Annotated in this window: 23 protein-coding genes; 16 read left to right on the forward strand and 7 right to left on the reverse strand. The window is 68.5% G+C overall.

Features of this window, described 5'->3' with window-relative positions:
* Positions 1-197 precede the first annotated feature (197 nt).
* The 4 genes from F0U63_RS32830 (at position 198) to F0U63_RS32845 (ending at position 5,113) form a co-directional block, all read left to right on the forward strand.
* The gene (locus tag F0U63_RS32830) at positions 198-2,843 is read left to right on the forward strand and encodes a tetratricopeptide repeat protein (RefSeq protein ID WP_395836025.1); all 2,646 of its coding nucleotides are present in this window, start codon (positions 198-200) and stop codon (positions 2,841-2,843) included.
* 99 nt (positions 2,844-2,942) lie between these two features.
* Positions 2,943-3,488 carry a PH domain-containing protein gene (locus F0U63_RS32835; RefSeq protein WP_395836027.1) on the forward strand — a complete coding sequence of 182 codons (546 nt, stop codon included), beginning with the start codon at positions 2,943-2,945 and terminating at the stop codon, positions 3,486-3,488.
* The gene (locus tag F0U63_RS32840) at positions 3,485-4,231 is read left to right on the forward strand and encodes a PH domain-containing protein (protein ID WP_395836029.1); all 747 of its coding nucleotides are present in this window, start codon (positions 3,485-3,487) and stop codon (positions 4,229-4,231) included. Before F0U63_RS32835 ends, F0U63_RS32840 begins: the two co-directional genes overlap by 4 nt.
* A 78-nt stretch (positions 4,232-4,309) precedes the next feature.
* A complete protein-coding gene (locus F0U63_RS32845) occupies positions 4,310-5,113 on the forward strand; it encodes a hypothetical protein (protein WP_395836031.1) in 804 nt (267 codons plus the stop codon).
* 58 nt (positions 5,114-5,171) lie between these two features.
* On the opposite strand, the gene F0U63_RS32850 is transcribed toward F0U63_RS32845, so the two are convergent.
* Both F0U63_RS32850 and F0U63_RS32855 read right to left on the reverse strand, forming a co-directional pair.
* Complete coding sequence (locus tag F0U63_RS32850; protein ID WP_395836033.1) at positions 5,172-5,930, reverse strand: DUF5953 family protein; 759 nt, start codon at positions 5,928-5,930, stop codon at positions 5,172-5,174.
* A complete protein-coding gene (locus tag F0U63_RS32855; RefSeq protein ID WP_395836035.1) occupies positions 5,931-6,689 on the reverse strand; it encodes a DUF6310 domain-containing protein in 759 nt (252 codons plus the stop codon).
* A 127-nt stretch (positions 6,690-6,816) separates the two neighbouring features.
* On the opposite strand from F0U63_RS32855, the gene F0U63_RS32860 reads away from it, so the two are divergent.
* From F0U63_RS32860 to F0U63_RS32885, 6 genes are all read left to right on the forward strand, one after another.
* Positions 6,817-6,993 carry a hypothetical protein gene (locus F0U63_RS32860; RefSeq protein ID WP_395836037.1) on the forward strand — a complete coding sequence of 59 codons (177 nt, stop codon included), beginning with the start codon at positions 6,817-6,819 and terminating at the stop codon, positions 6,991-6,993.
* A gap of 78 nt (positions 6,994-7,071) precedes the next feature.
* A complete protein-coding gene (locus F0U63_RS32865; RefSeq protein ID WP_395836039.1) occupies positions 7,072-7,905 on the forward strand; it encodes a hypothetical protein in 834 nt (277 codons plus the stop codon).
* 359 nt (positions 7,906-8,264) lie between these two features.
* The gene (locus F0U63_RS32870; protein ID WP_395836041.1) at positions 8,265-9,026 is read left to right on the forward strand and encodes an ABC transporter substrate-binding protein; all 762 of its coding nucleotides are present in this window, start codon (positions 8,265-8,267) and stop codon (positions 9,024-9,026) included.
* Positions 9,027-9,066: 40 nt separating this feature from the next.
* Positions 9,067-9,852, forward strand: a complete 786-nt coding sequence (locus F0U63_RS32875) for an amino acid ABC transporter permease (protein WP_395836043.1) — start codon at positions 9,067-9,069, stop codon at positions 9,850-9,852.
* A 15-nt stretch (positions 9,853-9,867) separates the two neighbouring features.
* Positions 9,868-10,638, forward strand: coding sequence for an amino acid ABC transporter ATP-binding protein (locus F0U63_RS32880; protein WP_395848466.1), 771 nt, complete (start codon positions 9,868-9,870; stop codon positions 10,636-10,638).
* Positions 10,639-10,683: 45 nt separating this feature from the next.
* Entirely contained in the window at positions 10,684-12,111 is a 1,428-nt protein-coding gene (locus F0U63_RS32885; protein ID WP_395836045.1) for a DcaP family trimeric outer membrane transporter, read from the forward strand.
* A gap of 32 nt (positions 12,112-12,143) precedes the next feature.
* Here the strand turns inward: F0U63_RS32885 and F0U63_RS32890 are convergent, their stop codons facing one another.
* Positions 12,144-12,812: a S8 family serine peptidase gene (locus tag F0U63_RS32890; RefSeq protein ID WP_395836047.1), complete on the reverse strand. Its 669-nt coding sequence runs from the start codon at positions 12,810-12,812 to the stop codon at positions 12,144-12,146.
* A gap of 123 nt (positions 12,813-12,935) precedes the next feature.
* On the opposite strand from F0U63_RS32890, the gene F0U63_RS32895 reads away from it, so the two are divergent.
* From F0U63_RS32895 to F0U63_RS32905, 3 genes are read left to right on the forward strand one after another with little or no spacing between them, the layout of a single operon-like run.
* On the forward strand, positions 12,936-15,161 hold the full coding sequence (locus tag F0U63_RS32895; RefSeq protein ID WP_395836049.1) for a peptidase domain-containing ABC transporter: 2,226 nt from the start codon (positions 12,936-12,938) through the stop codon (positions 15,159-15,161).
* 14 nt (positions 15,162-15,175) lie between these two features.
* Positions 15,176-16,522 carry an HlyD family secretion protein gene (locus F0U63_RS32900; RefSeq protein ID WP_395836051.1) on the forward strand — a complete coding sequence of 449 codons (1,347 nt, stop codon included), beginning with the start codon at positions 15,176-15,178 and terminating at the stop codon, positions 16,520-16,522.
* Complete coding sequence (locus F0U63_RS32905; RefSeq protein WP_395836053.1) at positions 16,519-17,943, forward strand: TolC family protein; 1,425 nt, start codon at positions 16,519-16,521, stop codon at positions 17,941-17,943. Before F0U63_RS32900 ends, F0U63_RS32905 begins: the two co-directional genes overlap by 4 nt.
* 94 nt (positions 17,944-18,037) lie before the next feature.
* Here the strand turns inward: F0U63_RS32905 and F0U63_RS32910 are convergent, their stop codons facing one another.
* From F0U63_RS32910 to F0U63_RS32920, 3 genes are all read right to left on the reverse strand, one after another.
* Positions 18,038-19,306 (reverse strand): glycoside hydrolase family 30 beta sandwich domain-containing protein, encoded by a 1,269-nt coding sequence (locus tag F0U63_RS32910; protein ID WP_395836056.1) that lies wholly within the window; start codon positions 19,304-19,306, stop codon positions 18,038-18,040.
* 146 nt (positions 19,307-19,452) lie between these two features.
* A complete protein-coding gene (locus F0U63_RS32915; protein ID WP_395836058.1) occupies positions 19,453-20,427 on the reverse strand; it encodes a non-reducing end alpha-L-arabinofuranosidase family hydrolase in 975 nt (324 codons plus the stop codon).
* Between the two features lie 408 nt (positions 20,428-20,835).
* The gene (locus tag F0U63_RS32920; RefSeq protein WP_395836060.1) at positions 20,836-21,474 is read right to left on the reverse strand and encodes a TetR/AcrR family transcriptional regulator; all 639 of its coding nucleotides are present in this window, start codon (positions 21,472-21,474) and stop codon (positions 20,836-20,838) included.
* Positions 21,475-21,574: 100 nt separating this feature from the next.
* Here F0U63_RS32920 and F0U63_RS32925 point away from each other — a divergent pair, with 100 nt between their 5' ends.
* On the forward strand, positions 21,575-22,576 hold the full coding sequence (locus tag F0U63_RS32925; protein ID WP_395836062.1) for an SDR family oxidoreductase: 1,002 nt from the start codon (positions 21,575-21,577) through the stop codon (positions 22,574-22,576).
* A gap of 26 nt (positions 22,577-22,602) precedes the next feature.
* On the opposite strand, the gene F0U63_RS32930 is transcribed toward F0U63_RS32925, so the two are convergent.
* Positions 22,603-23,319 carry a hypothetical protein gene (locus F0U63_RS32930; RefSeq protein ID WP_395836064.1) on the reverse strand — a complete coding sequence of 239 codons (717 nt, stop codon included), beginning with the start codon at positions 23,317-23,319 and terminating at the stop codon, positions 22,603-22,605.
* 195 nt (positions 23,320-23,514) lie between these two features.
* Here F0U63_RS32930 and F0U63_RS32935 point away from each other — a divergent pair, with 195 nt between their 5' ends.
* On the forward strand, positions 23,515-24,414 hold the full coding sequence (locus F0U63_RS32935) for a LysR family transcriptional regulator (protein WP_395836066.1): 900 nt from the start codon (positions 23,515-23,517) through the stop codon (positions 24,412-24,414).
* A gap of 114 nt (positions 24,415-24,528) precedes the next feature.
* Positions 24,529-25,362, forward strand: a complete 834-nt coding sequence (locus F0U63_RS32940; RefSeq protein WP_395836068.1) for an SDR family NAD(P)-dependent oxidoreductase — start codon at positions 24,529-24,531, stop codon at positions 25,360-25,362.
* Positions 25,363-25,367 lie beyond the last annotated feature (5 nt).

Consider the following 25,367-nt stretch of genomic DNA (forward strand, 5'->3'; position numbering starts at 1 on the left):
GACCGCGAACTCTGCACACAGTGAAGCGTGTGACGGGCCCCGGCTTCTGCTGCCATTCCGAGGCCATTGTTCTCTTGGTGACAGAGCCTTCTCTCCGGGAGACCGGAGGCGCTCCCCACCCTTGTCCTCGGCTTCTCCAGCGTATCGGATGCGTTCCCGTTTTTACGTGAATATCCGGTAACGCTGGGAGCAGTGGGATGAGCGACACGGAGTGGCCAGCGGAGGAGGAAGGCGCCTTCGAGTCCTCCGAAAAGACAATGACGGTGTCCGAGGAGCGGCCCGCGTCCGTCCCCCGCGAGGTGCCCGCCTCGGGCACGACGCTGGCCGGGCGCTACACCGTGCTGGAGCCGCTCGGCGAGGGCGGCATGAGCGTCGTCCTCGCCGCCTATGACGCCCAGCTCGACCGGCGCGTCGCCCTCAAGCTGCTGCGCACCCGCTCCGAGCCGGATGACGATGCCCGCTCGGAGCTGCGCATGGTGCGCGAGGCGCAGGCCATGGCCCGCCTCAACCACCCCAACGTGGTGGCCGTCTACGACTCGGGCCGCCTGGAGGATGGCTCGTTCTTCATCGCCATGGAGTACGTGGAGGGGCAGACGCTGCGCCAGTGGATGCAGGAGCGGCCCCGCCCCTGGCGTGAGGTGCTGAAGCCCTTCCTCGCCGCGGGACGCGGACTGGCCGCCGCCCACGAGGCCGGCCTCATCCACCGCGACTTCAAACCCGACAACGTGCTCGTCGGCCGCGACGGACGCGTGCGCGTGACAGACTTCGGCGTGGCGCGCACCCGGCCCCTCGCCGAAGCCCCCCTGACTCCCCCACCCGCCCCCGCGCGGCCGGGGGCCTGCTGGGACTCCGAGCTCACCCTCGCCGGCTATGTCGTGGGCACCCCCCGCTTCCTCGCCCCCGAAGTCCTGCGCGGCGCCCCGGCCGACGCGCGCGGCGATGTGTTCTCCTTCTGCGTGTCGCTCTACGAAGCACTCTGCGACCGGCCCGTCTTCGTGGGGGACACGGACGTCGAGCGCACCCGGGCCCGCTTCGAGGGGCGCATCAACCCCCCTCCCGCCCACCTGCCCGCCTGGGTGATGCGCTCCGTCCTCCAGGGCCTGTCCGTCGATCCCCTCCAGCGCCCCGCCTCCATGTCCGCCCTGCTCGAGGCCCTGTCGGATGACCCCGACGTCCGGCGCCGCGAGCGGATGAGCCGGCTCGTCCGGTTCTCGGCCGGACTGGGACTGGCGGCGCTGGCCGCCGGGGGATGGATGCAGCAGCGCGACGAGGGGCCGGAGTGCGCCCACCTGGAGCGCGAGCTCGCGGGCGTGTGGGACGACTCCGTGCGGCAGCAGGTGCGGCGGGCCTTGGAAGGCACTCGGCTGGACTACGCGCCCGCCACCGCCGACCGTGTGTTCCAGACGCTGGAGGACTACACCCGCACCTGGACGCGGATGAGCACCGAGGCGTGCGAGGAGGCTCGCGACCAGGCCGGAGAGCCGCGAAGCCTGGCGGTGCTCAAGGAGTACTGCCTGGAGCGGGCACGCGGCCGGTTGCGCGCGCTCACCGGGTTGCTCGGCCGGGGCCCGGACGCGGAGCTGCTGCCCCGCGCCGTGGAGGCCGCCCAGGGCCTGCCCCCGCTCGAGTACTGCGCGGACGCCCGGGTGCTCACGGCCGCCGTGCCGCCCCCGGAGGCTCCCCAGGTGCGCGTCCAGGCCGAGTCCCTTCAGCACGAGGTGGACAAGCTGGAGGCCCTCTACGAGTCGGGCAAGTACGCCGAGGGCATCACGTTCGGCGAGGCGCTGCTGCCCCGGGTGGCCGAGGTGCCCTATCCCCCGCTGCGCGCGCGGGCCCTGTTCCAGCTCGCCCAGAACCTCGAGGGCGCCGGGGAGTTCAAGCGCGCCGAGGCCCATGTCCGCGAGGCCATCCCCCTGGCCGCCGAGGGCCGGGACGACGCGCTACACGCCCAGACCTGGGGTCTGCTCACGTTGCTGGTGGGCAACCGGCAGGGCCGCTACCCGGAGGCGCGCGAACTGGCGCTGATCACCTCCGCGGTCGCCTCGCGCACCGAGAACGCCCTGGCCCGCGCCGAGGCCCTCAACGCCCTGGGCACGTGGTGGAACGGCGTGGGCCGCCACGACGAAGCCCGGTCCTGCTTCGAGCGCGCGCTCGCGCTGTGTCAGCAGGTGCGCGGGCCGCGCCACCCCTACGTGGCGGGCTACCACAGCAACCTCGGCTTCGCCCTGTTCCAACAAGGCGCCTATGCGGAGGCCCTGAAGCACATCGTGGGAGCCCAGGAGCTCTGGGAGGACGTGCTGGGCCCCGAGCACCCCTACCTGGTCCATGCCCTCGTCAGCCGGGGCATGGTGCTCTGGAAACTGGACCGGCTCGAGGAGGCACTCGTCCCCCTGGAGCGGGCCCTGGCCCTCATCGACAAGCAACTGGGGCCCGAGCATCCCTTCCGCACCGAGCCCCTGACCCTGCTGGGCACCGTGCTGGCGGACCTGGGACGCTACCCGGAAGCGGAAGCGCGGCAGCGAGAGGCGCTGGCGCTGAAGGAAAAGGTCCTGGGCGCCGAACACCCCAGCATCGCCGAATCCCTGCTCGGCCTGGGGCGGATGCGACGGCTCCAGGGCCGCGCCTCCGAGTCCCTCCCCCTGCTCGAGCAGGCCCTGACGAGGGCCCAGGAGACCACCCGCGCCGAGGTTCAATTCGAGCTGGCCCAGACGCTCTGGATGCTCGACACCACCTCCACGCGCGCCCGGGAGCTGGCCACCGAGGCCCACTCCTACTGGCAGCGGCTCGACCATCCCGAGAAGGCCCGGACGGAACAGTGGCTCGCCACGCACACCCGCCCCTGAGAAGGGGGACGCGACAGGGGAACCGTGCCTTATGCGCTGTGTGTCCACGAAACCGGTGCGGGCGCACCAGCTCCCGAGGAGGGGTACGATTGCCGGACGATGGCACCAACCGCCCCTCCTCCGTTTGATCCGCGCGGCCTCACCCGGCCCGCCCCCGTGCTGCTGCGCTACTACACCCTCGTGTCGCTGGCCGCGCTGGTGGCCTTTCCCATCGCCTGGCTCGTGAGCTTCTTCCGGTACGAGACGCTCAAGTACGCGTTCGGCGAGGACGGGGTGTCGATGAGCTGGGGCATCCTGTTCCGGCGGGAGATCCACCTCACCTACCGGCGCATCCAGGACATCCACGTCACCCGCAACCTCCTCCAGCGCTGGATGGGGCTGGCCACCGTCAGCATCCAGACCGCCAGCGGCAGCGCGACCCCCGAGATGCAGATCGAGGGCATCCTCGAGTTCGAGCAGCTGCGCGACTTCCTCTACACGAAGATGCGCGGCGCCCGGGGACTCGCCGAGTCCGCCACCCCGCCCGCCCTCGCGGGTGCGCCCACGGCGCCCTCGGATGAAGCCCTGGTCCTGCTGCGGCGCATCGCGGCGGACCTGGCGGTCATCGCCGGCTCCCCCTCGTCCCGGGAGGATTCTTCCTCATGAAAGCGCCGCTCACGAGACAAGCCTCCGCGTGGGTGTACCAGGGCGTCTGGGCCGTGTTGACGGAGCTGTTCCACGTGCCGCGCCAGCCGCCATCCCTTCCCGGAAGCCAGATCCTGACGATGCGTCCGTGCGATGGCTGGCTGCGCTACCGCACGGTGGGCTTCTGGATTGGCGTGCTCGCCACGCTGCTCCCGCTCTCCGCCGCGGGCCTCGTCATCCTCATCACCCGCCCGCTCCTGGCGGTGGCGGTGCTCGTGCCCGTGTTCCTCGTCATCCTTGGCACGAGCCTCGCCAGCTACGTCTCCATCCACCTGGGCTACGACACCACCTGGTACGTCCTGTCGGACCGCTCCCTGCGCATCCGGCGCGGCGTGTGGACGATCCACGAGACCACCATCACCTTCGAGAACGTCCAGAACGTGAAGATCACCCAGGGCCCGTTCCAGCGGCTCTTCGGCTTCTCGGATCTGGTGATCGAGACGGCCGGTGGTGGAGGCAGCGGCCCTCGCCAACAGCTGGAGCAATCCAGCCATGTCGGACTGATCGAGGGAGTCGAAGCCCCCAGTGAGCTGCGCGAGCAGATCATGACGCGGGTGCGCGCCTCCCGCACGACGGGACTGGGCGACGAGCACGACACGGAGTTGCACCCGGCCAGCGCGCCCACGAGTTGGACCCCCGCGCACCTGGAGTCCCTGAGGGAGATCGCCGCCCACGTGGCGCGGCTGCGCGCCCGCTCGGGATGAAGCGAACCCGACAGGAATCCTCGGGACAGTTGACTTCAGAGGTCAACTCCGCTTGCGTACGCGGAAAAGGAGCGACACATGGCGGAAGAGAAGCACTGGACGCGGGACAGGTTGGGCTCGTTCTACCTCGGCGCGAGTCATGAGGAGCTGGGACCGGGCCTGGGGCGGCTCTACGAGGCCTGGCAGGAAGGAACGGGGGCGCCGGTGCTCCTGTTGCAGCCTGGTGCCAACGTGAACTGGCAGCCCGAGGGTCCCCTGCGGGTCCAGCTCGCCTTCGACCCGAGGTGGTCCACCGTGTCCGTGAAGGTGGAGGAGGCTGCCGCCCCACCCGATCTCTCGGATGTGGCCAACCTCCTCGTCCTGACCACCGCGGCGATCACTCGTGTGGAGGACGATCCCCAGGTGCGAGCCCATGTCGCCTCCAGGCCCAGACCGCACGCGATGCCCTCGGCTCCGCCTCCGACGGCCCGGGAGCCGCGCTTCGGACGTGGACTGGCGCTCGCGGCCCTCGTCCTGCTGTCGCTGGGGCTCGGTGTCTGGCTTTGCTCCGAGCGAGGTTCCATCGGCCCGGAGCACGCATCATCCACCCTGGAGACCGGGGAACTCCCATCGCCTGATGTGTCGACGCTGGGCGGTTCGACTCGCCCGGGCAAGGGGGCCATCGCTTATCCCATGCCCAGCAAACCCTTCCGGAATCAATCGACCGCGCCCTGCTATCCCGAACTCGATGAGGTGGAGATCAACGGGGGATGCTGGTTCACGGTGGAAAGACGTCCGCCCTGTCTGAAGGACGTCCAGGCCGAGTACAAGGGCAAGTGCTATCTGCCCATCTCGAAGGACCGGGACCGGGAAGGCAAGCCGGCACAGTCCATCGAGCCCTGAGCTGAAGCGAGCACAAGGCGCGCGAGGGCCGACACGCCCATTCCAAATGGTGCCGGGCTCAAGAGACAGACCGCCCGCCGATCTCCGGGAAGCGCTCGTAGGCCCGTTTGAGCGCGTCCAAGTGGGCGGGGTCATCCAGATCGAGCGGCTCATCGGTGAGCCTGACAACCCACGCACCCGTCGCGGTGCGCCGGGCGCGTGAAAGCAACTCCGCGTCGCGGGCCGGGTCCGGGAACCCGAGGGCTTCTGCGGCTGCGGCCGACCAGTAGTTCAGCCACCCGAGGTAATGGGGAATCTCAGGCGTAGGGTTGTACCGTGGAAGTTTGAGCGAGGGCAATCCATGGGGTGGAACATGCGGCTCATCACCTGGGCGGCGAAACTGCTGCGCCACTATCTGACCATGGCCGTTTGGCGACGCATGCCCCCAAACCGCGCGCGCGCCCTCCCCTATAGCCTCCAGCACATCCGCTGCCGCTGCGACGCCGGCTGCGTCCAGTGGGAGCGACGCATGGACTTCAAAGCGCGGCGGACTCCCCATGGCAAGACCGCTTGGGTTTTCCCATCCGGTCAGCGTCACGGGGCGGCTTTCGTCATCGTTGCAAAGGAATGGAAATCCACCGTCTGTCCTGTCTGCCGCAACCCATTCATCGCGGTGAGTCAATGCAATGAAGCTTCCCTTGTCAGAAAGGGTCCACGCCAGCCGCAAACCGGGCAGTGCGCGCTCCATACCATGAACTATGGCAAGCGGGCGCCCATCGTCGCCCACGAGCGCAGGCGCGTAAACGGCAAGGGTAAGGGAGCTTGGTGTGGCTGTCATTCAACACCAATCCATGATAACGATTGTGAGTTCAGGGTCTAGCTCAAGCAGCGCGGCCTTGTGTGCGGCGCTCCGAACACCAACGGCAAAGTTGTACCCACATGCTTCTGCGAGTCTTTTCTCGCGCTGTATTTCCGGCAGCTTCATTTTGGCAAAGAACCTCTGGGAATGAGACGAGTGTATGTTGAAATCATCAGTCTTGACTTCCCACAACGTACGCGTGGCCAACTGCAGCGCATCGAAGTTCTTCCCATTCACATACACATCCCCGCCGGGGAAGCTGTTGTGAGGAATCCTGTCGGCGCATTTGTTGTGCGGGGCATGCCCGCCGAAGTGGCGCGGCAATGGGATGGGCTTGCATCTCGGGTCGTCTTCCTCCACGAGGGCGGACGCGGGCTGCTTCTGCGGCAAGGGCTCCCGGGCCGGTGCTTTCGCCGGACGAGGCTGGGCCGCAAGCTCCGCCATGAGCTGCCGCGAGGCCTCCGAGACGTCCCGCAGCCGTGCCTCAAACTCCAGTTGAGCGTCGACCCAGGGCGGGCGGCTGTCGGACTCCTGCCCGGCGGTGTTGGAGGGCCAGAGCAGGACGAGGGCCACGAGCACCGGGCCTACCCTGGAGAGCGCCAAAGGGATTTCGCTCGCGCGTCCAGCTTGGACACGGCCCTCGAAGCCCCTCGCCACCTCAGTGGCTTGCCCGCTCGTCCTCGCGGCGCGGGAGAAGCGCTCGAAGGCCCGTTCCGCCGCGGCGAGCTTGCGGTCCAACGATTCCCACTGACGGGGCTCCAGGTCCTCGCGGGCCCGAGAAAGCAGCGCCCTGGCCTTGTCCAGGTCCGCCTTTCCAATCCGCGACCGTTCCGGTGCCGGCTCCATCGGAGCGGAGACGAACTGGATGCGCGGACCCGAAGTGGGAGCCGACGCGAAGGAGTGGGGCCGTGGCCTCGACCGCGGGGCGGGCGTGCTCGCGCAGGCGGTGAGCAGCAACAGCAGCGCACTCCAGGTGTGCAAGCGCATCGACACGTCCTTCCGTCCAGCGTGGGTGCTGCGGGGCTGGCCTGACCTCCGTTGAAGTATGCCAGCACGTCGTCACGGCGATGATGTCCGGATGGTGAGTGGATCGTTCACTCCGAGATACCGGAGGTGAAGGATGTTCCCGCGTCCCTGGGGGGAGGCCCTCTATTCTTCCCAGCCGGAGAAGTATTCGGCTCATCGCGAGCCGCGCGGCGGGGGTGCGGCGGGAATGGGGCCTGCGTTGAGCGGGGAGTTCCTTCCCGAAAAGGCCATGGTCGCGCTGTATGGGAGCTTCGACCCGGCGACTGGCAAGTCCCGGTGGGCGCCTTCGGGTGCGGAGCGGGAACGGCTCAAGCAGTTTTATGACAACGGCTGGTATCAATTGATCGATGGTCGCCTTCTCCAGACGGAGCACGGATCCAAGTGGAGGGCGGCCTACCGCGTGGGCGAGCAAGAGAAGATGCCCAAGACGGAGGACGGATGGCGGCTGGAGCGCGCCAACCGGGTCATGACCATGTTTCGCGAGGCACCGGAGTTCTCCTTGCAAGGGGTCGAAGAGAGAGGGTTCATCGCCGTCCTGACCGAGCCCGGTAGCACCGCTCGCGAGTGGTCCTCCGGGCTCGTCCTGATCTCCGACCTGGAGGGACAGGAGGGCCCCGACGTGGTGGGCACCATTCCGGAGACCGAGGGGGGTTTCTGCCCGGGGGACGAGCAGGATGAAAATGCGAGCGATTGCCATGGCTACACTTCCGAGTGGAAGTTCGTTCCGGACCCCGAGCACTCGCTGCCCGAACTCGTCGTGACCACGCGAGGGTCTCGCCTGAAGGCTCAAGACGACAGGGATCACCTCGACAAAGACACCCTCAATGAGATCGAACCGTTCCACGAGGTCCGTGTCTTTGCCTTCCGATCAGGCGAGTACACCCTGATTTCCCGTCAGGACGTCCCCCCTGGGGAGGGCACGGAGTGAGTAAGAAGCGGAGGCTGACAAAGCAGGCCGCGCTCGCTCCGCGGCTCAGGACCTTGGATGAAGGCCCTTCACGCACTTCAGGTACTCACTCCATCGAGCGCATGGGCGGGCACGCGAGCACGGCCTGCTGGGACGCCTCCGGAGGTGCGTATTCGTGGGCAGGTGCGGAAGAGCCACGGAATCAGGGCAGGCTCGGGCGCCAGGTGCTGGCGTTCCTGGGCTCGACCCCGGCGGCCTGGCGGCGAAGGAGCACTCCCGGGCCCGCACTTCGCGGCGAGAAGTTCTGATCGTCAGCCTTGTTTCGAGCGGGGTGGGTGCAATAGTCTCCGCGCGCCTGCATCCGAGGAGGGGTTGTTCACATGAAATTGCTGAGCCAACTGGTCGCCCTGACGTTGTGCCTCGTAACCACCCTTGTCGAGGCTCGGACGTTCGAGGAGATCAAGAAGGACGGCAAGATCATCGTCGCCTCCGAGGGCGGTTTCCCTCCCTTCAACTTCTTCCAGGGCCCGAAGCTCACGGGATTCGAGATCGATCTCGCGGAGGCGATGGCCAAGAAGATGGGGGTGCAGATCGAGTGGCGCGCCCTGGCGTTCGATGCGCTCCTCGCCGGCCTGCGCCAGGATCGCTGGGATGTGGTGATCGCGTCGTTTGGCGTCACTCCCGTGCGTGCCAAGGCCGTCACCTTCACCAATCCCCACTACTGTTCGGGCGGGGTGATCGTCACGAAGAACCCGGCCATCCGGAAGTCGGAGGATCTCGCCGACAAGGTGGTGGCGGTGCAGACGGGCACCACCTATCTGGAGAACGTCCAGAAGCTCGCCAAGGTGAAGGACGTGAAGAACTTCCCGAAGGATACCGACGCGCGCACCGCGCTCGTCAGTGGTCGCGTGGATGCGTGGGTGACGGACAAGTTCGTCGCCAAGGCCGCCTTGGAGGCGGCCCCCTCCGCGGGCCTGACGATTGGCGACTTCGTGTTCATCGAGCACATCGCCCCCGCGGTGAAGAAGGGAAACACCTCGCTCGCGGAGGCCATCAACAAGGCCCTCCAGGAAGTCATGGCCGACGGCACGTACGAGGCGATCTCCAAGAAGTACTTCAACGAAGACATCCGCTGCCGGTGAGCGCTCGCCTCGACGACATCACTCCGCGCCGGACGCCTGAATGAACGGTCTTCTCTCCGTCTGGCCCCAGGCCTGGACGCGCCAGCAGCGCAGCAGCGCCACCATTGCCCTGGCGCTCGTCGTCCTGGTGGCCTTCCTGTGGCTGCTCGCCATTCCCCTCGCACTGGTGCCCGAGCCCATCGGCCCCGCCGCTCAGGAGTTCGCGGAAGGCGCACGCGTCACCGTGCAGCTGACGCTCGTCGCCGGGCTGGTCGGCGTCGTGCTCGGCGTGCTCGCCGCCCTGGCGAAGCTGGCGCCCTTCCCTCCGCTGCGTTGGGTGGCCGGGCTCTACATCTGGGTGATCCGCGGCACACCTCTGCTCGTGCAGGTGCTGTTCGTGTTCCTCGCCCTGCCGATGATCCTCCCTGGAGTCCAGCTCTCGGACTTCAACTCGGCGGCCGCGGCGCTCGCGGTGAACGTGGGAGCCTATAACGCCGAGGCGCTCCGGGCCGGCATCCTCGCGGTTCCCAAGGGGCAGACCGAGGCGGCCCGGTCCCTGGGCCTGTCGCCCGCGCAGACCTTCCTCCACATCGTGTTCCCGCAGAGCTTCAAGATCGCGCTGCCGCCCCTGGTGAACAACCTGGTGGCGCTGCTCAAGGACTCCTCGCTGGCGTACGTCATCGGCGTCGTCGAGCTGTCCAACATCGGCAACCGGGTGCAGGCCGCCACGTTCCAGCCCGTGCCGGTGTTCATCGCGACGGCGTGCATCTACCTCTTCCTCACGACCGTGCTGACGCAGATCTCGGGTGCCATCGAACAGCGGCTCGACGTCGAGCAGCGGTCCTGAGGCCCACGCATGAACATGCCGCTCGACCAGCCCCCCCCCACCGCCTCGCGACAAACACCGCTCATCACCGTGGAGGGCGTGAACAAACACTTCGGCGCCGCGCATGTCCTGCGCGATGTCTCCACCCGCTTCAACGCGGGCGAGGTCGCGGTCATCATCGGTGCCTCCGGCTCCGGGAAGTCGACGTTCCTGCGCACGCTCAACCGGCTCGAGAAGCACGACTCCGGGCGAATCGTGGTGAATGGCATCGAGCTGAATGACAGCGTGAAGAACCTCGATGCGATCCGCCGCGAGGTGGGAATGGTGTTCCAGCAGTTCAATCTGTTCCCGCATCTCACCGTGCTCGAGAACATCACGCTCGCGCCCCGCCGCGTCCGCAAGACGCCACGCCAGGACGCCCAGCGCGCGGCGCTCGAGCTGCTCGACCGCGTGGGCCTGAAGGAGCACGCGAACAAATACCCGCACCAGCTCTCGGGCGGTCAGCAGCAGCGTGTGGCCATCGCGCGCTCGTTGGCGATGCAGCCGAAAATCCTGCTCTTCGACGAGCCGACCAGCGCCCTCGATCCCGAGATGATCAACGAGGTGCTGGACGTGATGAAGGACATCGCCCGCTCGGGCATGACGATGATCGTCGTCACGCACGAGATGCGTTTCGCCCGTGACGTCGGTGATCGGATCCTGTTCTTCGATCAGGGCAGCCTGCTTCAGGAGGCTCCTCCCGACGAGTTCTTCGACAGACAGCAGAACGAGCGGATCCGGGGCTTCCTGGGACAGCTCGCGCACTAACAACGCAGACAGCGCAGTCGTATTGGCTCCGAGGAGATGAAAGTGATGAGGATGCGTCGGACGTTCGGAGGACTCTCCACCGCGGTCCTGCTCCTGGGCTCCGCCGCCCCAGCCGCCGAGCAGGCACAGCAAGACCCGCGGCCCTCGGACGTCGAGGATCTGCGCGCGGAGTTGAAGCGGCTTCGCGAGGAATTGGACGCCCTCAAGGCGGCACGGCCCGAGGCCAGCGCCTCCACCGCGGAGGAGCGGCTCGATGTCATCGAGGTGAAACAAGAGGACGCGGTCGTCGCGGGTGACATCCCCGGCTCCTTCCGCGTGCCCGGCACGGACATCTCGATGCGGTTCTACGGCTGGGCGGAGCTGAACTGGATTCACGACTTCCAGGGCGACAACTCCGACATCGACTACGCGACGTTCTCCCCGTACGTGCCGCTCGAGGGCACGCCCGGGGGCAACCGCAAGAACCGTGACTTCGTCCACGCCCGCACGTCACGGGTGGGGCTCGAGGCGGGCATGCCCACCCGCTTTGGTGTCCTCGGGGTGAAGATCGAAGGTGACTTCAACAACGAGCCACGCACCGGCGACACCGCGCAGTACGGCTCTCCCCGGAACGTCATCACGCAGCAGTTGACGAGCAGCTACGGCTTCCGCCTGCGTCATGCGTACGGTCAGTTCGGCGGACTGCTCATCGGGCAGACCTGGTCCACCTTCATGGACATCGACAACTACCCCGAGACCGTGGACTTCAACGGCCCCGTGGGCGCGACCATCATCCGCCAACCGCAGATCCGCTACGCCTACGTCACCCAGTCGTTGGGCACCTTCACCGCCGCGCTCGAGAACTCGTCGAGCTATGTGCTCGATGCGGATGGCACCGTGATGGCCTCGAGCCTGTCGCGCCTGCCCGACCTCGTCGTGCGCTGGGACAAGGGCTTCCAGTGGGGTGCGCTGAGCGCGCGCGCCGTGACGCAGGAGCTCCGCGTCAATGATGGCGAGGAGGTGGACGCGATCCGGCGCGGTTGGGGCGCCGCGGTCAGCGGGCTCGTGAAGGTCCGCGGCAGCGACATTCTCACCTTCGGCGTGACAGGGGGTAAGGGCATCGGGCGCTACCTCAACTACTCCGAGGGCGCCCTCTACGAGACGGAAGCCAACCGGATCCGGCTCGAGAAGGCCATCGGCGTCCTCGTCGGCTATCAGTTCAAGCCCACCGACTGGCTGCGCTTCAACGTGGTCTACGGCATGTCGCGCCACCTTGAGGATGATTTCACCGAGCTCGCCGCGACGAACGGGCTCGACGGGGGCCGCTTCGGCATCAACCGCTTCGTCCAGCAGATCAACTTCGGCCCCATCTTCACGCCGATGAAGAACGTCGACCTGGGGCTCGAGGCGAGCCTGGCCGAACGCCGGACGCTCGTCGGGGAGAAGGGCAACATGGCGCGCCTGAACTTCATGGCCCGCTACTACATCAACTGAGCGAGCCTGAGCGAGCCGCGCACCGTCAACCCTCAGGAGCGGCACAGTCCAGGGCCAGGTAGAGCTGGGCCCTGGACCCACCGCGGGGCGCCCCCCTCAGTAACAGAGATAGTTGTCGTTCCAGGTGTGGGGATCCTCGGCCTCGAACCACTGGACGCAGACCTTTCCGCTGATCGGGCCACTCCCCGACCAGACCAGCTGCAGCGGGCTGTCGTTGGGCACACAGAGGTAGTTGTCGTGCCAGTTCGGCTGGCATCTCCACCCAGGCTCATGTTGGCCACCGCGGGCTTCACGTGGTTGGCCGTCACCCAGTCCACGCCCGCGATGACGCCCGACGTGGAGCCCTTGCCATCGCAGCCGAGCACGCGCACCGCGTGCAACCGGACATTCTTCGCCACTCCCCACTGAGAGCCACCGGCCGTCCCGGCGACATGCGTGCCATGACCGTTGCAGTCATTGGCGCCCGAGGTTCCAATGTCTATCGAGTCGCCGGGGAGCGCCTCGGTGAAAAGCAGACTCGCACCTGGCCCTTTTTCGCGATGTGACGCCCTTCGCTTGTTTTGGATGAGCCGCATCACAGGACGGGGAGCGCATCCGGCATCACCCCGAGTGACAAGACTCCTGCCGACCTGCTCGGCGGGCAGGCGCTGCGCCGTGGGAGCCCCCCTCGCCTCCAGGAACCGCACCCTCCAGACGGCCATCCTTCGGTTTTTCCGAAGGAACCGCGTCGAATTATCTGACTTTCCTGCACAGGAATCGCCACTATCCTTCGCCAATCCGGACAACCCCTTTCATGACAAGCGTTCCACGGGCCCTCCCTTCTCATGTCTGACCAGACTTTCTCCGCCACGACCACGCCCACCCCAGGCGAGTCCCCCATGCCAGCCGGCCAGGGCCCCTCCGCGTCCGCCGCCGAAGTGCTTGAGGCCGTCCTCACCGAGCTCGCCCACACCACGGGGCTCGAGCCCGGACACGGCACCGTGCGCGGAGCACTCCAGGATGCCGGGAGACACGACCCCGGGCCCCTCGCGGACACGTGGAGCCGGCATCTCCAGCACGCGGGCCTCGCGCTTGGCCTCACGCTGACGCTCCTGCGCCGACCCCTCGAGGAGGTCCTCCGCGAGGGGGGCCACCAGGGGCCACTCGCCACGGTGTCCTTCTCGGAGCAGGGGGCCCGGTGGCTCCTCATCGACGAGTGGGAGACGGACAAGGTGCACGTGCGCACCAACCTGCGGTCCGAAGGACAGGCCTGGCTGGAGCACCGGGAGCTCTCCTCCCTGCTCGCCGCCTGGGGTCCGGCGCCGCTCACCTGGGTGATTGCCGAGGAGTCGGAGTCCCTCCAGGCCCTACGGGGTGAGGAGAACCAGACGCCCTCGCCCTTCGCCCGGGTGCGCGAACTGGTGCGACTGGAGGCGGCGGATCTCCGGGCGGTGCTCGTCTACGCGGTGGGCGTCGGGCTCTTCGCGCTGACCACGCCCATCGCCGTCCAGTCCCTGGTCAACACCGTGGCGTTCGGCGCACTGCTCCAGCCGCTGGTGGTGCTGAGCATCCTGCTGCTCGGTGGACTGGTGTTCGCCGGAGGTCTGCGCGCCATGCAGTACTGGGTGGTGGAGCTGCTCCAGCAGCGCCTGTTCATCCGCGTGGTCAGCGACCTGAGCCACCGGCTGCCCCGGGTTCACGCGCGGGCGATGGACCGGGCGCATGGCCCCGAGCTCGTCAACCGCTTCTTCGACGTCGTCACCATCCAGAAGGCCAGCGCCACCCTGTTGCTCGAGGGTCTATCGGTGGTGCTCCAGACGGGCATCGGCCTGCTGATGCTGGCGTTCTACCATCCGCTGCTGCTGGCCTTCGACTTCTTCCTCCTGCTGTCGGTGGCGGGCATCCTCTTCGGCTACGGACGCTCGGCGGCCGCGGCGGGGCTCAAGGAGTCCAAGGCCAAGTACGCCGTGGCCGCCTGGCTCCAGGAGCTGGTGCGCCACCCCATCACCTTCCGCCAGCACGGCGCGGCGGCCCATGCCCTGGAGCGCGCCGACACGCTCGCCCGCGACTGGCTGGGCCTTCGGCGCAAGCACTTCAAGTACCTGTTCCGGCAGGTGCTGGGCGCCCTGGGCCTGCAGGCGGTGGCGAGCGCGCTGCTGCTGGGCCTGGGCGGCTGGCTCGTCATCGACCGGCAGCTGTCCCTGGGCCAGCTCGTCGCCGCCGAGCTGATCGTCACCGCGGTCCTGGCCGCCTTCGCCAAGTTCGGCAAGCACCTGGAGGCCTATTACGATCTGCTGGCGGCCTCGGACAAGCTGGGCCAGCTCGTGGATCTTCCCCTGGAGCAGGCCACCGGGGAGAGCCATCCGCCCGCGTCCGAGCCCGCGAGCCTGGAGCTGCGCGACGTGAGGTTCCACTACCGCGAGGACGCGCCCGTGCTGCGCGGCGTCAGCCTCGAGGTGCGGGCCGGGCAGAAGGTGGCCCTCACGGGCGACACCGCCGGGGGCAAGAGCACCCTGGTGGACCTGCTCTACGGCCTGCGCCTGCCCACGCGTGGCCGCATCCTGCTCAACGGCAGCGACACGCGCGACCTGTCACTCGCCACGCTTCGCCGGGACGTGGCGCTCGTCAAGGCGCCGGAGATCTTCGCCGGCACGCTCGTGGACAACGTCCGGATGGGACAGCCCACCTTGACCCTGAGCCAGGTGCGTCAGGTGCTCGAGTCGGTGGGCCTGGGGGACGTGCTCGCCCAGCTGCCGGACGGACTCCACACGCCCCTCACCACGGGGGGCCTGCCCCTGTCCTCGGGACAGGTGGTGCTGGTGCATCTGGCACGCGCGCTCGCGCTCCGTCCTCGCCTGCTCATCCTCGACGAGGTGCTGGACACGCTCGACATGCGCACCCGGAGCCGCGTGCTCCAGACCCTGCTGGCGCCCGATGCCCCCTGGACCCTGCTCCTCATCACCCACCAGCCGGAGCTGCTCGGCCAGTGCGAGCGCGCCCTCGTGCTGAGTGACGGCCAGCTCCACCCCCTGAATCCCGAGTCCCGAACCCACGAGGCGCTTCCTTCTTGAACCCGCGTCCGACCATGAATCCGACCCCCTCCCCTGCCCTGCCCTCGCTGCCCGCCATGCGTCTGGTGCGCCATAGCACCCGGGTGGCGCGCACGGTGGCCCGGGTGCTGATGCTGACGCTGCTGCTCGGTGTGTTCGCGCTGCTGGTGGCCCCCTGGCAGCAGAACATCACCGGCCACGGCCGTGTCATCGCCTACGCGCCGCTGGAGCGCCAGCAGACCCTCCAGGCCCCCGTCGCCGGCCGCATCACCCGTTGGGCGGTACAGGAGGGCTCGCGGGTGAAGGAGGGCGAGCTCATCGTGGAGCTGTCCGACAATGATCCGGAGCTGATGACACGGCTGCAGGAGCAGCGCGGCGCCATCGAGGCCCGCATCAGCGCCGCCCAGAGCCAGATGCTGGCCTACGAGTCACGCGTGGACGCGCTGCGCTCCTCGCGCCTGGCGGGCATCGACGCGGCGGGCTCGCGCGTGCTCATGGTGCGGGAGCGCATCCGCTCCGCCGAGCAGTCGCTCGCCGCGGCGGAGGTGACGCGCGAGACGGCACGGCTCAACCTGGAGCGCCAGCGCACCCTGCACAAGGACGGCCTCACGGCCACCCGGGCCCTGGAACTCGCCCAGCTGGAGTACACCAAGGCGGGCACGGACACCGAGAGCGCGCGTGCCAGCCTGAACGCCGCCCGCAACGAGCTGGCGGCGCTCGGTTCGGAGCGCCAACGCATCCAGACGGACGCGGATGCCCTCGTCAACGACGGCCTCGCCAAATACGAGTACGCCAAGGCCGAGCTCGCCAAGGAGCGCATCGAGCTGGCCAAGCTCGACAGCGTGCTCGCGCGCCAGTCGACCCAGCAGATCCGCGCCCCGCGCGCGGGCACCCTCCTGCGGATCATGCCCCGGCAGGGCGCCGAGGTCGTCAAGGTGGGAGATCCGCTCGCGGTGCTGGTGCCCGACACGGACTCGATCGCCGTCGAGCTGCATGTCCCGGGCCGGGATGCTCCCCTCATTTCTCCCGGACGGCACGTGCGCTTGCAATTCGAGGGCTGGCCCGCCGTTCAGTTCGCGGGGTGGCCCTCGGTGGCGGTGGGCACCTTTGGCGGCACGGTGGCCTTCGTGGACGCCGCGGACGACGGCCGGGGCGGCTTCCGCATCGTCGTCGTGCCGGACGAGGGGGAGGCGTGGCCCTCGGGCCGCTTCCTGCGCCAGGGCGTGCGCGCCAATGGGTGGATCCTCCTGGACGAGGTCCGCCTGGGTTACGAGATGTGGCGCCAGTTCAACGGCTTCCCTCCGTCCGTCTCCACCTCCGAGCCGGGCGCCTCCGGCAAGGATACGTCCGGCGGCAAGTCCTCCGCGGGAGGAGCGTCATGAGCCCGCGCCACGCCTCCGGGAGCGTCCTGGCCCTGCTGCTGACGATGAACCTGACGGCGCCGTCCACGCGCGCCGCGAGCCTGACCCCGCTCACGCTCCAGGAGGTGCTCGACTCCGCGCGCGAGCATCACCCGGGCGTGGCGGCGGCCCGGCAGGGCCTGGCCACGGCGGACGCCGAGTTGCTGTCCGCCGAGGGAGGCTTCGACACCCTGGTGAAGGCGAAGGGGACGTACGTGCCCTTCAGCTACTACCCCCACGAGCGGCTGGATGCGGCCATCGAGCAGCCCACGCCCCTGCTGGGCACGCGCCTGTTCGCGGGCTACCGCCTGGGACGGGGGGACTTCCCCGTGTACTACGGCGGGTACGAGACGCTCTCGGAGGGCGAGCTGCGCGCCGGTCTCGAGATTCCCCTCTGGCGCAACGGCACCATCGACAAGCGGCGGGCGAGCCTCTCCCAGGCGAGGCTGCGGCGGGAGATGGCCGGGTTCACGTTCACGGGCGAGCGGATCGAGCTGCAACGTCAAGCGGCCTACCATTACTGGGACTGGGTGGCCGCGGGACAGCAGCTGCGCATCGCCCATGACCAGTATGAACTGGCCGCCGCGCGCCATGACCAGCTCGCCCGCCGGGCGGAGGCAGGAGACATTCCACGAATCGAGCACACGGAGAACGAGCGCGTGCTCCTGGAGCGAGACGCGGACCGGATCGCCGCCCGGCGAGCGCTGGAGAAGGCGGCCCTCAAGCTGTCGCTGTCCCTGCGGGATGCCCAGGGAGAGCCGCACGTCGTCCCCGCCTCCCGGCTGCCGGACGGACTGCCCGTTCCGGAAACGGCGCTCGAGGACTCTCTGGACGCGTGGCTCGAGCGGGCGCTGCGGGGGCGGCCGGAGCTGCGGGAACTGGCGCTCCAGCGCGACGTGCTCCAGGTGGACGAGACGCTGGCGCGCAATCAGGCGGCCCCAGCGGTGGATCTGGGCCTGAGCGTGGCCCGGGACATGGGGGCGGGACCGGCCAATCTGAGACCCACCGAGTTCCAGGCCTCTCTCACGCTCGACATTCCCCTGCAGGCGCGGGCGGCGCGCGGACAACAGCGAGCCGTCGAGGCGAAACGAGCGGCGGTGGAGGCCAAGACCCGGCTGGCGCGCGACAAGATCGCCACCGAGGTGCGTGACGCGGTCTCGGCCCTGCGGGCCGCCCATGAGCGGGTGGGGCTCGCCCGGAACGCCGCGGAAGTGGCGCGGCGGCTGGCTCGAGCGGAGCTCACGCGCTTCGAGCAAGGCGCCACCCACCTGCTGGTCGTCAACCAGCGGGAGCAGGCCGCGGCCGACGCCGAGCTCAAGGAGGTCAAGGCCCTGATGGACTACCACCACGCGGTGGTGGACCTGCTCGCCGCCACGGCCACGCTCGAGCCAGCATCACCGTGAGAGGCCCTGAGCGAGGACATGGCGGGAGCGCGGAGCTACTTCGCGGAGCACCGGGCCGAACGTCCGGGAGGCGGAGAAGCCGACCGCGTCCGGCTCAGTTTCCGGACGAGGTGCCCTCGGACGCGCCGATCGCGCTCGCGGTGGCCTCGCCGACGAACGTGGCGATGCTCTGCGGATCGACATAGAACGACGCCTTGCCGTTCTGGGCCTGATAGCCGCCGCCGTAGCCGACGTTCAGGCTCGACGAGGTGCCGTACTTGGTGAACCTGGCCACGCGGCCGCTCGGCACGCTGACGTTGAGGACTCGGTGCTGCGTGCTGGTGTTGACGACGACGAGCACGATCTTGCCGTCCGGCGTCGCGTACGCGGTCGCATAGACGTCTGAATACGGTTTCTCGGTGGCACCGATGCGCACGGAGCCGGGCCGGACGAAGCGCGCGAACTGGGACATCACGTAACCGCGCTTGCTGACGCTGCCGTTCTCCGAGATCAGGCCGTAGCTGCGCCGGATGTACCACCAGATGTACCCGCTGTAGTTGGCGACCATGCTCTTGTGCAGTTCGCTGCCCACCTCCAATGCCGACGGCCAGACATTGCCATCGGTGTTGTCGGTGTAGTGCTCGGTCATCCACAGTTCCTTGCCCTTGCTCCGGGCCAGCGGATAGTCCTTCGGCTGCACGCCGTACAGGTGGCCGCCGACGATGTCCACGTGCTGGCTGGCGGTGGCGCTGTTGAGGATGGGATCGGTCACCGCCGGGTTGAAGTTCAGTGACTCGGAGGCCAACACCTTCAGCGAGCCGAACCTGGCGCCCTGGGCATTCAGGAAATTGACGAAGTCGGTCCCGCTCCAATCCGCCGACTCATAGTCCGGGTGCCAGTCGGGCTCATTCTGCAACGAGATCGCGTACAGCGGCGCGTTGTTGTTGGCCATGTAGCTGGCGAAGCCGAGCAGGTGCGTCGCATAGGCCTCGTAATACTGTGGCAGCAGTTTGCCGCCGTTGTTCAGGTTGTTGTTCGACTTCATGTAGGCGGGAGGCGACCACGGCGACCCCAGCAGGAGCGCCCCCTTGGCACGCGCGCGCGCGGCCGAGGACACCTGCAGATTCCACCTGGAGCTCGACGGGTCGATGCGCATCCGCATGATCGACAGGCCGAGCTGGCCGACGTCGCTGCCGAAGGCCAGATCGACCTGGGCCGGAGTCAGATCATCGATCCATCCCGGGCCGTTCATGCCGCCGAAGCCGCGAATGACCTGATGCGTTTTCGATGGATCGATGGCGATGTCCTGCGCCGATGCGTTCGCACCGAAAAGACATGCGCCCAGAAGAGGCAGGATCGCCCGCATTACGAATGACGTTTTCATGTTGATCCCCGTGTTTGTGAGAAGAGCATTCGGTCCGATGGCCTGGAGTACCATCGAACCAGTAGCAGTCATGGGCGGCCGGCCCCGGAACGCGGCGCCGGCCTGGGTGTGGACAAACTCGAATGACAGTTTCGCTGACGCCGTGGTCAGCAGGAGGAGTTGGTCTGGGTGAGCAGCCCGAGCCGATAGGGGAGCAGGTTGTAGTCACCGCCCGCCGAGGGGTTCTTGCCCTGGTAGAGGTACTGCAAGCGGCACGGGTCGATCTCCATGGTCTGGTCGATGCCGGAGCGGATCATCTCTCCGTGGCTGATGTCGTTGGTCCAGGCACCCGACGGGAACGTGACGTTGTTCGCGCGCGCGAACGGGTTGCTCTCCGTTGCCGCCAGCGGCGTCCACGAACCGGTGATGCCATTGGCGGTCCACGACCGGAAGTAGCGCTTGCCGTCACTGCCGATCGCCTCGACGATCAGCAGATAGGTGTTGGTGCCTTTGATCTTGTAGATGTTCGACGCCTCCCACAGCGCGTACTTGTTGGAGTCCTGCAACACCATCACGGTGTTGGTGAACCCATTGGGGAAGTTGGCCACCGTGGTCTGCGAGCGGTAGAGATGGCCGTTGTCGTCGGAGGAGAACAGGTAGCAGTTCTGGGTGTCGCAGACGACCCAGAAGTCCACCCAGTACCCGTTGCCGATGTTGGCACGAATGATGTCGGGCATCGAGCTCTGGAAGTTGCGCGGCGCCGACCACGTCTCGGGCCTCTCGATGTCGGTGGTGGTGGAGTACGACGGCAGCCCGGTCTGGTAGACCAGGTACCAGCGGTTCTGCGGCGCGAACCAGAACACCTGCGGCGCAGCGCGGTATCCGGGGCCGATCGCCGAGCGATCCAGGTAGTACTGCGACGCCGAGGACGCCTGCGACCAGTCGGCGAAGCCGGTGTACATCATGTTGTAGTTGCCGGCCGAATTGGCGGTCGAGGCGAACACGTGCCACTTGTTGTTGTAGCGCACCACGGTCGGATCCTTGACCGCGACGATGTTGTGCGAAGCGTCGGACTTCGGGCCAATCAACACCCCGCTGGACGACCAGCGGAAACTGGATGGCAACGCGGCCGCGGCGGCCACCCCTTGGGTTGAGTCCGTGGACGGTCGACCCCCGGCGGAAGCCGCGGCGGTGGCGCTATTCAGGCAGAGAGTGATTGCAGCGAGCGCCGCGTACCAGCGTGTTCCTCGCATTGGAGTCCTCATCTTCATCGTTAGAGGGAATGGGCAAGCAGCCGCGATACCGGACGCCGCCCGACCCGGGTCAAAACATCCGCTCGATTGAACTTAACTCCTGGTCACCGTAGCGACGTCGCGTCAACCCGTCAATGCTCGAATAACCCGATTGTGAGCGCTCACATGGAACTGTTCACGAGTGGACGATCCATAAAAGACAGTGGGTCCAGAGAATTCCTTACGAAAAGCTGTTGCTCCGTTCGGAAGTGTCTCAATGGTTGGCATTTGAGACCCTCTCTGCGACACCCTCTCTGCTCAGCGCTTCGTGGCGGGCGCGTGGAGGACGAGGCTCGCGACGGAGACGCCCACCGCGCGGCCCATCCCCTCCAGCTCCGGCAGGCGCGCCGCCTTGTGCCCGAGGAACCCCTCCGTCCACAGCGAGGTGAAGCCATGCACCGCGCTCCAGGCGGACACCGCCACCACCCACGTGTCCGGCTCGGACAGCTCCGGGCGGGCCTCGGCCACCGCGCCGCGCATCAGCTCGAACGACTCCGTGCCCAGGCGGTGGTACTCCTCGAAGCGCGGCTCCTTCAGCTCCGGCAGGAACATGACGCGGTAGTGCGCCGCGTGCTTCACCGCGAACTGGATGTAGGCCGCCGCCATCCCCTCCAGGCGCTCCGCCCAGCCGCCGCTCGCCTCCCGGGCCTGCTTCATCGCCGCGTTCAGCGCGACGAAGCCCTCCTCCGCCACCGCCGCCAGCAGTGACTGCTTGTCCGGAAAGTGGTGATAGGGCGCCGCCGCGCTGACCCCCGCCCGCCGCGCCACCTCGCGCAGCGACAGCTCCGCCACGCCCTCCCGCGCCAACACCTCGAGCGCCGCCTCCACCAGCGCCCGCCGCAGGTCGCCGTGGTGGTACCGAGCCCGCCTCTTTTCACCCGTGCCTCGCTGCGCCATCGCTTCCCCCTCCTTACCGCCGCCGGGCTCCGGACGCTCATCTTGACACCGTTTAGATGGAGCGTTACTTGATTTGAGCACTGTTCAGATTGGAGGCGGCATGAAGGCGTTCGTGACGGGAAGCACGGGGCTGTTGGGCGTCAACCTGGTGCGGCTGCTGCGCGAGCGGGGCCATGAGGTGCGCGCGCTGGCCCGCTCGCCGGAGAAGGCCCGGCGGCTGTTGGGGGACACCGGCGCGGAGGTGGTGGCGGGGGACTTGGAGGACGTGGACGCCTTCGCCCCGGCGCTGGGCGGCTGCGACGTGGTGTTCCACACGGCCGCCTACTTCCGGGAGTACTTCGGCCCCGGGGACCACTGGCCCGCGCTGGAGCGGCTCAACGTCCACGCCTCCCTCCAGCTCGCGAGGGTGGCGTCGCGCGCCGGGGTGCGCCGCTTCGTGCACACCGGCTCGTCGAGCGTGATTGGCCGCGCGAAGGACGGTGGCCCCGGGGACGAGAGCACCCCTCCGGACCGGCTGGCCCAGAGCAACCTGTACGCGCGGAGCAAGGTGGTCGCGAGCGAGCGCCTCCAAGCGCTCGCGCCCGAGTTGCGCCCCATGGAGGTAGTGGAAGTGCTGCCGGGGTGGATGTTCGGCCCGTACGACGCGGCGCCCACGGGGAGCGGGCAACTGGTGCTGGACTTCCTCCAGGGCAAGCTGCCTGGCGTCTTCGAGGGCGGGGCCCCCGCGACGGACGCCCGTGACGTGGCGGACGGCATGCTGCGCGCGGCGGAGCAGGGACGCGCGGGGGAGCGGTACATCCTGTCCGGGGAGTACGCCTCGCTCGTGGACGTGATGCGGGAGCTGGCGGCGCTCTCGGGCCGGAAGCCTCCGAAGAAGCTCCCCTACCCGCTGGTGCTGGGCGTGGCCGCCACCTTCGAGCTGTGGGCGCGGCTGAGCGGGAAGAGCACGGCGATGACCGTGGAGGGCGTGAGCACCATGCACGCCCGCAACACCGTCTCCGCGAGCAAGGCCCGAACGGAACTGGGCGCGAGCTTCCGGCCCCTGGCGCACACGCTCGCTGACGAGGTGGCGTGGTTCCGCGAGGCGGGGCGGGTCTCCTGAGCCCTTGACGTCCCGGCCCGCGCTACTCAGTCCTCCACGTCCACACAGATCTCCTCCACCTCCTGCACGGCGTACTCCGTGAGCCCATAGGAGGTGGTGTTGCCGTTCTCGTCGAACGTCCACCGGCGGCTGGCGGGGATGCAGGGCACGGTGTTGTCAGGGGGACGGGTGCTTGTGCGCGTGTTGTAGAAGAGCGTCACCGTGCGCGCGGTGTCGTCGTAGACCAGCCGGTTCCCCGTATCGCTGGTGCAGATGTCCGTGGGGGACTGTGAGCGGGGACGCCCGGCCTGATCCCACGCATTCACGTCGTGGCTGGTGAGTCGGCCCGCCGAGTCGTAGACGTAGGACGTCTCCCCCTGCCACCTCGAGAGGAGGTATGGCGCCACGCTGGTCCCCGAGTCAAAGCCGTCGTAGGTGTCCTGGACGTAGATGGCTCGCACGCGGCCTACCGGGGTGGGTTCCTCGACGAAGTCCCGCAGGCTGGCATAGCGGACAGTCTGGGTGTGGACCGAGGGCCTCGCATACTGGTCCAGGTAGTGGGCCGTGCACTTCTTTTCGAGGAACTCCCTGTCGAACTCGCAGTCGACGCGGATGGGTGTCTGGATGTTGGAGTAGCCGTTGGTGATGCCCTCACCCGAGGACAGGTATTGCGTGGCGTAGCTCCGGCAACGCCGCGTGGGGCTGGCGCAGCTCAGGGCCATTGCGGCCAGTACCAGGATGCTCGCCCGCCAGAAGAAGCCCATGTCGGTTCCCCCAAGGAATGGTGTACGCCGGGCCACCATCTACCTCGCTCAGGTGGCGCACGGCGGGGGAATCTAAGCGAAGACAGGGCCACTCGTTCCCTTTTGGAACAGTAGTCAACTGGAACTGGTGGACCGTGCGGCAGAGCGCGCAAGCGAACCATTCCTCCCGGACGCTTCCCGCGCTACAACCCACTCATGCGCGGCAGCGAGTTCGCCGACCTCAAGGCCTTCGCCACCATCGCCCGCCATGGTCACTTCGCCCGGGCGGCGGCGGAGCTGGGTGTCACCCCCTCCGCGCTCAGCCAGACGCTGCGCCACCTGGAGGCCCGGCTCGGGGTGCGACTGCTGCACCGCACCACCCGCAGCGTCGCCCCCACCGAAGCCGGTGCACGGCTGCTCGCGCGGCTCGGCCGCGTGTTCTCCGAGCTCGATGCGGCGCTCGAGGAGGTGAACGACTTTCGCGAGCACCCCACCGGGGTGCTGCGCCTCATCGCCCCGCGCTCGGCCACCGAGCACTTCCTCCAGCCCGTCCTCGCGCGCTACCACGCGGCCTGTCCGGAGGTGGTGCTCGACCTCACGGTGAATGACGCCGTGGTGGACATCGTCGCGGCCGGCTACGACGCGGGCATCCGCCTGGGCGAGCGGCTCGAGCAGGACATGGTGGCGGTACGGCTGGGCGGTCCCATGCGCCAGCTCGCGGTGGCCTCGCCCGCCTACCTCGCGCGCCATGGCACGCCCCGCACACCGCAAGAGCTGCTCCAGCACGCCTGCATCAACTGGCGCCAGTCCGGCACTCCCGCCCTCTATGCCTGGGAGTTCGCCCACGAGGGCCGCTGGTTCGAGGTCGCCGTGAAGGGCCCCCTCATCCTCAATGACCGGCGGCTCGCCGTGGACGCCGCCATCGCCGGACTGGGCATCACCTTCTGGTCGGACCGCTTCCTCCAGCCCTTCCTCGACGCGGGCGTGCTCGTCCCCCTGCTGGAGGACTACTCGCCGCCCTTCCCGGGCTTCCACCTGCACTACCCCGCGGGCCGCCACCCGCCCGCCGCCCTGCGCGCCCTCATCGACGTGCTCCGCGAGGCCTTTCCCGAGTAGTCCCGCCCGCATTCTGTCCGCCGCGCTTCATGACCCATGCACCCGCCCGTGCATTCCCGGCGGGGGCGCGCGCGCGCATCCTCCTGCTCGAACCTCTCTTCACGGAGCGACTCCATGACACAGCCCTCTCGCATCTGGTTCATCACCGGCATCTCCCGCGGCCTCGGCCGGGCCCTGGCCGAGGAGGTGCGCGCCCACGGCGACCTCGTCGTCGGCACCACGCGCGACGGCACGAGCGGCCTCGGCGCCGGGGTCCACGCGGTGCCGCTGGACCTGTCACGTCCCGAGGCCCCCGCGGCCGCCGTGCGCGCCGCCCACGCGGTACACGGCCGGCTGGACGTGGTGGTGAACAACGCGGGCTATGGCCTGCTGGGCCCCATCGAGGAGACGCGCGACGCGGAGGCCGCGCACCTCTTCGAGGTGAACTTCTTCGGAGCGCTCCGGGTGCTCCAGGCGGCGCTGCCCCTGCTGCGCGCCCAGGGGAGCGGGCACGTGGTGAACATCTCCTCCATCGCCGCGCTCGCGCCCATGGCGGGCTCGGGCCTGTACGCGGCGAGCAAGGCCGCCCTGAGCGCGCTGTCCGAGAGCCTCGCCCAGGAGCTCGTGGGCTCCGGGGTGCGGGTGACGAGCGTGGAGCCTGGCGCCTTCCGCACGGACTTCCTCTCCGAGCAGTCGCTGCGCCGCACCGAGATGCGCCTCGCCGCCTACGAGGCCACGAGCGGCGAGGCGGTGCGCGCGCTGGAGAAGCTCATCGGCCAGCAGGGAGGAGATCCGCGCGCCGCGGCCCGGGCCCTCATTCAAGCGGTGCGCGCGCCCGAGCCCCCCATGCACCTGGTGCTCGGCGCGGACGCCATCGGGCGCACCCGGGCGAGGCTGGAGCGGCTGGGCGCGGAAGTCACCCGCTGGGAAGAGGTGTCGCGCGCCACGGCCTTCGCGCGCCCGGCCTAGCACTA

Source organism: Cystobacter fuscus (assembly GCF_044360685.1).
Taxonomy (GTDB): Bacteria; Myxococcota; Myxococcia; order Myxococcales; family Myxococcaceae; genus Cystobacter; species Cystobacter fuscus_C.